At 60.7% G+C, this 9,808-nt stretch carries 12 protein-coding genes; 5 read left to right on the top strand and 7 right to left on the bottom strand.

Annotated elements, in window-relative coordinates:
- Nucleotides 1–422: 422 nt before the first annotated feature.
- From IV498_RS17795 to IV498_RS17770, 6 genes are all read right to left on the bottom strand, one after another.
- The gene (locus tag IV498_RS17795) at nucleotides 423–551 is read right to left on the bottom strand and encodes a hypothetical protein (RefSeq protein WP_269048418.1); all 129 of its coding nucleotides are present in this window, start codon (nucleotides 549–551) and stop codon (nucleotides 423–425) included.
- Entirely contained in the window at nucleotides 548–658 is a 111-nt protein-coding gene (locus tag IV498_RS17790; RefSeq protein ID WP_269048417.1) for an NAD(P)-dependent oxidoreductase, read from the bottom strand. The genes IV498_RS17795 and IV498_RS17790 overlap by 4 nt, the downstream gene beginning before the upstream one ends.
- A 267-nt stretch (nucleotides 659–925) precedes the next feature.
- Nucleotides 926–1,648: an amino acid ABC transporter ATP-binding protein gene (locus tag IV498_RS17785; protein WP_269048416.1), complete on the bottom strand. Its 723-nt coding sequence runs from the start codon at nucleotides 1,646–1,648 to the stop codon at nucleotides 926–928.
- A 14-nt stretch (nucleotides 1,649–1,662) separates the two neighbouring features.
- Nucleotides 1,663–2,352, bottom strand: coding sequence for an amino acid ABC transporter permease (locus tag IV498_RS17780; protein ID WP_269048419.1), 690 nt, complete (start codon nucleotides 2,350–2,352; stop codon nucleotides 1,663–1,665).
- Complete coding sequence (locus IV498_RS17775; RefSeq protein WP_269048415.1) at nucleotides 2,345–3,016, bottom strand: amino acid ABC transporter permease; 672 nt, start codon at nucleotides 3,014–3,016, stop codon at nucleotides 2,345–2,347. Before IV498_RS17775 ends, IV498_RS17780 begins: the two co-directional genes overlap by 8 nt.
- Nucleotides 3,017–3,092: 76 nt before the next feature.
- Nucleotides 3,093–3,932 (bottom strand): transporter substrate-binding domain-containing protein, encoded by an 840-nt coding sequence (locus tag IV498_RS17770; RefSeq protein ID WP_269048414.1) that lies wholly within the window; start codon nucleotides 3,930–3,932, stop codon nucleotides 3,093–3,095.
- A gap of 304 nt (nucleotides 3,933–4,236) precedes the next feature.
- Here IV498_RS17770 and IV498_RS17765 point away from each other — a divergent pair, with 304 nt between their 5' ends.
- From IV498_RS17765 to IV498_RS17750, 4 genes are all read left to right on the top strand, one after another.
- Entirely contained in the window at nucleotides 4,237–4,860 is a 624-nt protein-coding gene (locus IV498_RS17765; protein WP_269048413.1) for a GntR family transcriptional regulator, read from the top strand.
- 88 nt (nucleotides 4,861–4,948) lie between these two features.
- Nucleotides 4,949–6,295: an enolase C-terminal domain-like protein gene (locus tag IV498_RS17760; protein ID WP_269048412.1), complete on the top strand. Its 1,347-nt coding sequence runs from the start codon at nucleotides 4,949–4,951 to the stop codon at nucleotides 6,293–6,295.
- Nucleotides 6,292–7,761, top strand: a complete 1,470-nt coding sequence (locus tag IV498_RS17755; RefSeq protein WP_269048411.1) for an aldehyde dehydrogenase (NADP(+)) — start codon at nucleotides 6,292–6,294, stop codon at nucleotides 7,759–7,761. The genes IV498_RS17760 and IV498_RS17755 overlap by 4 nt, the downstream gene beginning before the upstream one ends.
- Before the next feature lie 34 nt (nucleotides 7,762–7,795).
- Complete coding sequence (locus tag IV498_RS17750) at nucleotides 7,796–8,965, top strand: fumarylacetoacetate hydrolase family protein (protein WP_269048410.1); 1,170 nt, start codon at nucleotides 7,796–7,798, stop codon at nucleotides 8,963–8,965.
- 22 nt (nucleotides 8,966–8,987) lie between these two features.
- Here IV498_RS17750 and IV498_RS17745 read toward each other — a convergent pair whose 3' ends face one another.
- Nucleotides 8,988–9,362, bottom strand: a complete 375-nt coding sequence (locus IV498_RS17745) for an IclR family transcriptional regulator (protein WP_269048409.1) — start codon at nucleotides 9,360–9,362, stop codon at nucleotides 8,988–8,990.
- A 127-nt stretch (nucleotides 9,363–9,489) separates the two neighbouring features.
- On the opposite strand from IV498_RS17745, the gene IV498_RS17740 reads away from it, so the two are divergent.
- Nucleotides 9,490–9,808 (top strand): SIS domain-containing protein (locus IV498_RS17740; RefSeq protein ID WP_269048408.1); only part of this gene is annotated, 319 nt, incomplete at its 3' end.

Genomic DNA, 9,808 nt, shown 5'->3' with positions numbered 1-9,808 from the left:
CGTTTCTTTGGATTGAAGGCTATTACAACACACGTCGCCGCCATTCAACGCTCGGCTATTTGACGCCAGCCGAAATTGAGTTAGGCTATAAATCTATTCACGAACTCGCGGCATAATCCCGAGTCCACAAAAACGGGAACACTCCACAGGCACCGAGCTGGCCAGCGTTGACCAAGTCGTCCCACTAACACGACGTACAGGCTCTACTCCCGCCATCGAGGCTGGGGACCACCAGTTCCTACTCCTGCTCAACATCGGGTTCGGTCCACAACAGGTCACTACGCTGCTCACGTCGCACGGCGATAAGACCTTCGCGATCTGGCTCCTCATCGTGCTGGTGGTCGTGCTTCCGCTGGCGTGGCGGCGTCCGCGTCGCGCCCGGGGGTATGCCGGGGAGCATGCCGACGAACTCGACCCGGTGCTCAACGCACCGGTGTGAGCAGCGTCCCGTCGGCGAGGAACTGTCGCAGATTGGCCAGCACGAGGTCGGCCATCGCGACGGACTCGAAGGTGCCACAGCCGAGGTGGGGGAGCAGCACCACAGTGTTCATCCGGAGCAGCTCAGCAGGACATTGGGCTCGTTGCTGAAGACGTCCAGCCCGGCGCCAGCGACCCTTCCTTCGGTCAGCGCCTCCACGAGCGCAGGCTCATCGATCACGGAGCCTCGCCGCATTGATCAGATCCCCGCGGTGCCGAGGGCTTCGAGCACCTACCGCGAGTCGAGGCCCGCGGTGTCCGGCCCACCCGGAGCCACACAGGGTCCTAGATCTGGCAGAGCCTCAGAACCTATTTTACGAAAGCAAGGGTGTCCTCACCATCGTTTGCCGAGACGCGAGTAGCAGCTTCGCCTTGATTCGCGTGGCTCTGGAGGGATCGGCCGGTTTCCGGCCCGATCGTCCGAAATGACAGTCTGAACGACCGGGGTTTAGAGGACCTTGCTGAGGAATCCTTGGGTTCTTTCATGTTGGGGCGACGCGAAAATCTGCTCCGGCGAACCTTCTTCCACGATCAGTCCTTGATCCATAAATATCACACGGTCGGCGACTTCCCTGGCAAACCCCATTTCGTGGGTCACCACAACCATTGTCATACCCTCGCTTGCCAGATCTTTCATGACTGTGAGTACTTCGCCGACAATTTCCGGGTCGAGGGCTGACGTGGGTTCGTCAAAGAGCATTATCTTGGGATCCATCGCCAGTGCGCGCGCTATGGCTACGCGCTGCATTTGTCCTCCCGAGAGGTTTCCCGGGTACGCGTCCATTTTTTGCGCCAGACCCACTTTGGCCAACAGTGTTTCAGCCTTGGCGTGGGCTTCTTCCTTGGATATCCGGCTCACCCTAAGGGGGGCAAGCATGACGTTATCGATGACTCGGAGGTGCGGGAAGAGGTTGAAGTGCTGGAAGACCATTCCCACTTCCTGTCTTACCAGGTTGATGTTGGTCTTTGAGTCGTTCAGGGTGTGCTTGTTGATGACGATGCTGCCGGATGTGATCGATTCCAGGCCGTTCATGCAGCGCAGGAAAGTGCTCTTGCCCGAGCCTGAGGGGCCGATGACGCACACCACTTCTTGTTCGCGTATGTGGCAGTTAACTCCCTTCAGCACATGGTTTGGACCGAACTTCTTGTGGAGGTCATTGACGAAAATCACTGGTGTGGTCCGATCTAAAGGCCCGCGGGCTCTGGAAGTTTGAGAGCGTTGATGTGGATCCCGGTTCGTCTCTCGTAGAGGCGTCCCAGTCGGGAGATGCCGTAGCAGATGATGAAGTACATGGCCGCAACGACCAGGAATGTCTTGATGGGGTCACCGGTGAGGTTTGTAACAATGTTGCCCGCTTGGGTCAGTTCAATGAATCCTGTGACGGTCACGAGCGATGAATCCTTAACCAGTCCAATGAGGAAGCCGACGCCTGGGGGAACCATAATTTTCATGGCCTGCGGCAGCACTACGTACCTAAGCTTGCGCCAGTAGTCCAGACCGAGGGCCTCGGCCGCTTCGCTTTGTCCCTTGGGTATCGCTTCGATGCTGCCGCGCACAATTTCGGCGACGTAGGCAGCGGCAAAGACGGTCAGTGCAATGACGGCCGCGGCGAACTTGTCCAGCTCCATGCCGGGAAAGAGCAGGGGGATTCCGAAAAAGATGAAGAAGATGATGACCAGAATCGGAATACCGCGGATGCAGAAGATGTAGATGGTGCTGATCCAACGGGCGATCCTGCTGGGAGACGTTCTGGCCAGGCCCAGGATCAGGCCGAAAAAGATCCCTAGGATTCCGGACACGGCGCACAGTTGGATGGTCAGCCACGCCCCTTTCGCCAGGGGAATTAGGTCTTGCCAACCGAAGGCCCTAAACATGGCCACTCACCGCCCATCGGAACAACGTCGTTTCGGCCCGTTTTGAGGCCAGCGCCAACACGGCTGATACCGCGAGGTACAAAAGACCGCCCACGGTTAGTGCCTCGATGGTCCGGTACGTTGTGTTGCTGACGGTCATTGTTGCGTTGGTCAGTTCGGGAAGGGAGATGATGGATCCGATCGATGATGCCAAAAACAGTAGAATGAGCTGGTTCGTCAGTGCGGGGAAGACGTTCCGGGTCGCCGGAAGTATGACGATGTAGCGCACGATCTGCGCCGGCTTCATGCCGAGCGCTTTCCCGGCCTCGCGCAGACCATAGGGCACTGATTCGAACCCGGCCCGGTAGATTTCAGCTGTGTAGGCGGCGTTGTTCAGCGTCAGGCCGATGGCAGCTGCCCAGACGGGCCCGAGGTTGATGCCGACCGCAGGAAGGGCGAAGTAGATCAGGTACAGCTGGACCAGCAGCGGCGTGTTGCGGATGACTTCGATGTAGCCGGTACACAGGAGCCTGAGCGCCCTTCTGGCGCCGGCCTTTCCCAGATACAGCAGAACGCCTATTGCGCTTCCGGCCAGCATGGCGATGAGGGTGATGTACACAGCCGTCCAAAGCCCTTCGAGGAAGAGCGAACTGAACGGGAGCAGGTCTCCGAAGTATAGAGCCATGGGCAAACGATCCTATTCGTGAACAATGGTTGGTGGAGGGCTGCCCTCCACCAACCCGAGAGCGTGTTCGAATACTTTAGAGGGCGAGGTAAGGGGGCAAATGCAGCCCGAACCACTTTTGGAGTGCAGCCTCGTTCTGACCGGAGATGTTGTAGTTCCGGATGAAGTTATTGAGGTAGTTCAACCAGGTCTGGTCACCCTGTTTGATGCCAATGGAGAAGAGTGCTGGTTTGAGGGGTTCACCCTTGAGGACTTGGAACGTGGAGGGATTGCTCTTTACCAGGCCACCGATGATGGCGTTGTTTTCTATCAGCGCGTCCACCTTGTGGCTCTTGAGCGCCTGGATGGAGTCCGCCACTGTGTTAAAGTCCGTGACTTTGGCTTTCGGGAAGTTGGCCTTCAGTATCGCCTCGCCAACGCTTCCCCGTGAGGTAGCCACCGATTTGCCGTCCAGGTCCGCATAGCTGGAGATGGAGCTTCCGGAGGGGATCATGAAGACGGTGGAACTGGCTGCATACGGGGTGGACATGTCCACCACCTGCGCGCGAGCATCGGAGGCCGTGAACGTCGCAATCACGGCGTCGGCTTTGTCGGTCTGCAACAGCGGGATCCGGCTTTCATTGGTGGCCGTTACAAATTGCACTTTTGCCCCCAAGGATGTTCCAAGAGCATTGGCCAGATCAATGTCGAAGCCCTCATAGGCGCCCGAGGAATTCATCACCCCATAACCGGGGGAGTCGGCACTGACGGCGATCTTAATCGTTTTCGACTTGAGAATATGCGTGAGATGGCTATCCGCGACGGCTCCCGTCGTAGCGCCGGGCGCATTCGAACCAGTCCCGGATGTGCAGCCCGCCAAAGCTAGGGCTATAGCGACGGCCGGGACAAGAAGCAACTTCGGTGTTGCCTTTAACATGGGTACTCTCCTGGTGATCATTGCTGCGGTCGGAAGCGGATGGTGAACCGATCCGGGAGGCGCCGATTGCTCAACTGGCGCATCCTATAGGAATACCTAGTATCATATATGGAATGTGATCCACGTCAACTATGGCTTCAAATTGCTGGCCATCGTAGGCTCACCGTCGAGTCCCGCACCGTTCGCGTGCGGCAGTAGAGAGGAATGACGCGTGATAGTAACCACTCCGAGCGACCCATCGACGGGCAAGGTCGCCGCCAGCGAAGTTTATTCAGCACTCCGCCAGTCGATACTGGATGGAGAAATGGCACCCGGTACCCGAATCAACATCGATGCGGTGTCCCGTCGATTGGGTGTGTCCCAAACGCCGGTTCGAGAGGCCTTGCAGCGTTTGGAAGGCGACAACCTGCTGGTGTACAGCCCGGGCCGAGGTTATAGCACGACCCCCCTGTTGGATGTCGCCGAATTGCGTTCCCTCTTTGAGTTTCGCTTACTGATTGAGCCATGGGCGGCACGATCTGCGGCGGTGGACCGGCTCTCGAACCCGTCCGCAGCTCTAGAGACGGAACTGAAGGCGCTTGAGGGCCGGATCGGTAGCCTGGGCACCGCGCGCCAGGACCTGGTGGCTCATGATGCCCGCTTTCATGGCATGATCCTGGCTTCCGCTGGAAACCAGGTGGTCCAGCAGGCCTTTTCGAAAACCCACTGCCACCTGCACCTGTTCCGGCTTTACCCAGCCGATGTGGAGGGTCGAATCACGCTTTCTGAACACCGAAGCGTCCGCGACGCCATAGAAGCGTCAGACCCTGCGGCGGCCGAGGAAGCCATGAGGGCGCATATTCGGAACTCTTACCACCGCTTCGCGCATGCCTTCGACGTGCAACCACCCCAGCTGGCGGAAGTGGAGCAGGTGCGAATGGCTCCGTGACCGGGAGGCCAACTTGATCCAAACCACATTCCATATATGATGCTATTTATTCCTATAGGATTTCATCCCCTCACCAGATAGAGACCCCATGGCAACGATCACTTCCATCATCACGCAGGACATCCGATTTCCCACTTCACTGGAGCTGGACGGTTCGGATGCGGTCAACGTCGACCCCGACTACTCGGCGGCCTACGTTATTATCCGAACCGATGGCGGGGAAGAAGGGCACGGATTCGTCTTCTCCTGCGGTCGCGGCAACGAAATAATCACCAGTGCCATCGATTCATACGCGGCATTGCTCCGCGGCCGGGACATCGACGAGCTCATTTTCGACCTTGGGACCGCCTCTCGTCGACTGGTTCACGATTCGCAGCTTCGCTGGCTCGGTCCTGAAAAGGGGGTGACCCAAATGGCGTGTGGTGCCCTAATCAGCGCGCTCTGGGACATCCGCGCCAAGCGGGAAAAGAAACCGCTCTGGTTGCTCCTGAGCGAGATGGAGCCCCAGGAAATCGTCGATGTGGTCGATTTCACGCACATCAGCGACGCCCTCGACCCCACGCGGGCGCTGGATATCCTCGTCGCGGGCCGGGAAGGTAAAGCGCGCCGCATCGAAGCGCTAATGGCCAACGGATACCCTGCCTACACCACGTCTCCGGGCTGGCTCGGTTACAGCGATGAAAAGCTGGTCCGGCTCAGCAGGGAGGCTGCGGCCGACGGCTTTTCCATGATCAAGCTGAAGGTCGGCGGCAACATCGACGACGACCGTCGCCGCATGGCGCTGGCCCGCGAAGCCGTGGGCTCGCTGCCGATCGCCATTGACGCCAACCAGCGATGGGACGTGGCCGAAGCTATCGACTGGGTCAACGGGCTCGCGGATTTCGATCCCTACTGGATCGAAGAACCCACCAGCACCGACGACATTCTCGGCCACGCCACCATCCGAGCGGGCGTGGTACCCGTTCGCGTAGCGACGGGCGAAGCAGTGGCAAACCGCATTGTCTTCAAACAACTTCTGCAGGCCCAGGCCATCGACGTACTCCAGCTGGACTCAACCCGGGTCGCCGGCGTCAATGAAAACATCGCCAACCTCCTACTGGCCGCCCGGTTCAACGTACCTGTCTGCCCGCACGCCGGCGGTGTTGGTCTGTGCGAGCTCGTGCAGCACTTTTCCTTCTTCGACTATGCCGCCGTTTCCGGCAGCCAGGAGGGCAGAATGATTGAATACGTGGATCACCTGCACGAGCACTTCGTGGAGCCCATCCGCATCACCAACGGCCGCTACGCAGCGCCCTTATCGCCCGGGACGGGAGCACAGATTCTCAGCCCGTCCCTGGAAAAATGGCGGTTCCCGCAGGGGGAGGGCTGGCTGGAGATCGGCAGTCGAGCAGCCGTGACCGTTCCCGTCGTCAGCCCGGTAGGAGTCAACCAGTGAACACTAATCTTTCGGACCTAGACTCTATCGTCAACGCAGCCCAGGCAGCGTTCCTGCTCGGACGCGGCGCCGATTTGCGCACGCGGTCTGCTTGGCTGGAGGCCGTGGCTGCGGCACTTGAAGCCGACGCCGGCGTCCTCGTACCGCTGGCAGCCCGAGAGACTCATCTCGGCCTAACCCGCCTGCAAGGCGAGCTGAAGCGCACGATTTTCCAGCTACGGTTGTTTGCCTCGGAAATCCGTTCGGGTGAGCACCTGGATGCGACCATCGACCATGCAGATCCACAATGGGGAATGGGACCCCGGCCTGATCTGCGGCGGATGAACGTACCGCTGGGCGTGGTCGGCGTCTTCGGCGCCTCGAACTTTCCCTTTGCCTTCAGCGTCATGGGCGGCGACACTGCCTCGGCCCTGGCCGCCGGATGCTCCGTCGTCTACAAAGCCCACGAGGGTCATCCCGAACTCTCGGTCCGTACGGCCGAAACCGTGCAACGCGGCCTCCTCGAGGGCGGAGCCCCCCAGGCTCTTTTCACCCTAGTGACCGGACGGGCAGCGGCGGAAGCACTTGTGGACCACCCGCTGGTCAAAGCCATCGGCTTCACGGGCTCCACGGCGGGAGGGCGGGCGCTAGCGCAGCGCGCGTCCTCCAGGGCGGAGCCCATCCCGTTTTATGGTGAGCTCGGAGGCATTAACGCAGTCTTTGTGACGGCGAAAGCCTGGTCAGCGCGCCGGGACACCATTCTTACGGGATACGCTGGATCGCTCAGTCTCGGCATGGGACAGTTCTGCACCAAGCCAGGCCTGCTCTTTGTGCCGGCAGGGGCCACAGCGGAAGCATCAGGCGTCCTGAACCGCGCCCTCGCAGACTTTGAACCGGCACCGCTACTTACCGAACGGCTGCACGAGGGCTACACAAATGCCGTTGAACACCTCAGTGATCAACCGGGAGTGCAGCGAATCGTCGAGGGCAACTTTGAGCCCGCCCCACTACCTACCGTTCTACATGCTGCCAGCTCGGCCGTCTTCGACCAACCCGAGCTTCTCCGCCAGGAAATGTTCGGACCGGCCAGCCTGATCATCGAATACGCGACGGAGTCGGAACTGACCGCACTGGCGGGGCTACTCGAGGGGCAGCTGACCACCACAATTCAGGCCGAAGAGGACGACGACGTCAACGACCTCGCCGCCCGCCTCACCGACATCAGCGGTCGCGTCCTATGGAACGGCTGGCCCACCGGTGTGACGGTCAGTTACGCCCAGCACCACGGTGGACCGTACCCAGCAACAACGACGACCACAACGTCCGTTGGGACGGCCGCCGTCCGGCGGTTCCTGCGCCCGGTGGCCTTCCAGGATTTTCCGCACGCAAGACTTCCGGAAGCCTTACAAGACCCCAACCCCTGGTCGGTGCCGCAACGCATCGACGGTGTATGGACACGGCCGCAGCCAGTGACGGCCGTACGATGAGCACCCGGGCGACACTTCTCCAGACGGTCTCACCATGACGGATGTGCTCCCTGAGGACTCTGAGGACGCCCTGATGATCGGCCGCATTTGGGACACCGAAAGTAATGGTCCGCGCGTCGCAGCCTTTAGCGGGAAGCACGCGTATGACCTCCAGCCCGTCTGGGCCACGGTGTCGGATCTGCTGGAATCAGAGACTCTCCTCGCAGACGTCAGAGCCAGCCTGACTACTCCGCGCTGGCGCATCGCTGACCTCGTCGATGCCTCCCTGGCAAGGGACTCAGCCCGCCCCCATCTGCTGGCCCCGGTGGACCTCCAAGTCATCAAGGCCTGCGGGGTGACCTTTGTCGACAGCATGATCGAACGCGTCATCGAAGAAAGAACTGGGGGTGACCCGCACCAGGCGGCCCGAATGCGTGAGCTCGTCGGCGCAGCCCTGGGCGGGAGTCTGCAGGGGGTGCGGCCCGGATCCGCCGAAGCCGATGAAGCCCGGAAAGTTCTGACGGCTGAAGGACTCTGGTCCCAGTACCTCGAGGTCGGCATTGGCCCGGATCCGGAAGTATTTACCAAAGCCCCCGTGCTGTCCTCGGTCGGAACCGGGGCCATGATTGGCATCCCGTCCTTTTCGTCATGGAACAACCCGGAACCGGAACTTGTGCTCCTCGTAAACTCTGCGGGGAAGACGGTGGGTGCGACACTCGGCAACGACGTGAACCTGCGCGATGTTGAAGGTCGCAGCGCGCTCCTGCTCGGAAAAGCCAAGGATAACAACGCTTCAAGCGCACTGGGTCCGTTCATCCGCCTCTTCGACGAGGTCTTCACGATGGAGACCCTGCGTACCGAGGAAATCCTTCTCAACGTCCAGGGAAAGGACGGTTACCAGCTGGTCGGGAGCAGCAACGTCGGTCGGATCAGTCGCAGCTTCGAAGAACTGGTCGGTGCGACAATCGGTGACCACCACCAATACCCTGACGGCATCGCTCTTTACACCGGAACTCTCTTCGCCCCAACACAGGACCGTGACGAGCCCGGCCAAGGCTTCACTCATCACCTGGGCGACATCGTGCAGATTTCCAGCCCTCACTTGGGAACGCTGATCAATGAAGTTGGAGCAACAGAAAAAATACCGGCCTGGTGCTTCGGTATCCGTGATCTCATGAACTACATTCACAGCGGGGGCGGCAGAACAAATCTCGCACAACGATGATGGGAAGTCCCCGAGCAGGGGATCAGCGGGACGGCATCCGAACGGCGATCCGGCGTCCGGCCGCCGTGAATACCGGCACGTATTCGATGAGATGCTCGATGCTGGTCCGATAGGCCGGCGCGGCGGTCGAGATCGCGGCGAGTGGCACGCCATCGGGTCCGAGAACGGGGACAGCCACGGCGCGGATGCCTGCCTCGTGTTCCTGATCGGCCAGGGCCCAGCCGCGGGTCCGCACTTCGTCTAGGGCCGCACGGAAAAGCTGGCGGTCGGTGATGCAGTTGGGGCCTTTGGCGGTCAGCTCAAGGCTGCTCAACAGGTCCTCGCGAATGGTTTGTGGCGCCATGGAGACCAGCACTTTGCCCTGGGCGGTGCAGTGCAGTGTATGGACCGTGGGCACCCGGCCTGCCGATAACGCTGACGCCTTGGGGCCCCTGGACCGAGTGGACGTACAGTTGCTGATCCCCGTCCCGGACCGCCATCAGTGTTGCCTCGCCCGTCAGCGCTGAGGCTTCCTCCAGGATGGGATGCGCCATCCCGGCCAGCAGCAATTGGACTTGTTGGACGTCGTCCTTTCCGAGATCACCACGGTGGTGCAGCGCGTCGAGCGGGAGGATGTCCGACGCCTGGCTGATGTGTTGGCCGGCGCGCCGCGAATCTTCGCCGACGGCGAGGGCCGCAGTGGCCTGATGGCAAACGCGTTTGCGATGCGCCTGATGCACCTCGGCCTGCCGGTGCACGTCATCGGGGAAAGCACCACGCCGTCGGTTCAACGCGGCGACGTGGTCGTGGCGATTTCGGGATCAGGCACGACGGCGGGCACGGTCCGGGTGGCGCAGCAGTCCG

The organism is Paenarthrobacter sp. Z7-10 (genome assembly GCF_026932795.1).
In the GTDB taxonomy this organism is placed as follows: Bacteria; Actinomycetota; Actinomycetes; order Actinomycetales; family Micrococcaceae; genus Arthrobacter_M.
The sequence above is the reverse complement of the archived record's forward strand: the minus strand, read 5'-3'. Positions and strand labels throughout refer to the sequence as shown.

What these genes read in the sequence shown, in the direction of transcription:
- IV498_RS17795 (WP_269048418.1), bottom strand. Translation starts at nt 551, where the DNA reads ATGAACACTGTGGTGCTGCTCCCCCACCTCGGCTGTGGCACCTTCGAG.
- IV498_RS17780 (WP_269048419.1), bottom strand. Translation starts at nt 2,352, where the DNA reads ATGTTTAGGGCCTTCGGTTGGCAAGACCTAATTCCCCTGGCGAAAGGG.
- IV498_RS17775 (WP_269048415.1), bottom strand. Translation starts at nt 3,016, where the DNA reads ATGGCTCTATACTTCGGAGACCTGCTCCCGTTCAGTTCGCTCTTCCTC.
- IV498_RS17770 (WP_269048414.1), bottom strand. Translation starts at nt 3,932, where the DNA reads ATGTTAAAGGCAACACCGAAGTTGCTTCTTGTCCCGGCCGTCGCTATA.
- IV498_RS17765 (WP_269048413.1), top strand. Translation starts at nt 4,237, where the DNA reads ATGGCACCCGGTACCCGAATCAACATCGATGCGGTGTCCCGTCGATTG.
- IV498_RS17760 (WP_269048412.1), top strand. Translation starts at nt 4,949, where the DNA reads ATGGCAACGATCACTTCCATCATCACGCAGGACATCCGATTTCCCACT.
- IV498_RS17750 (WP_269048410.1), top strand. Translation starts at nt 7,796, where the DNA reads ATGACGGATGTGCTCCCTGAGGACTCTGAGGACGCCCTGATGATCGGC.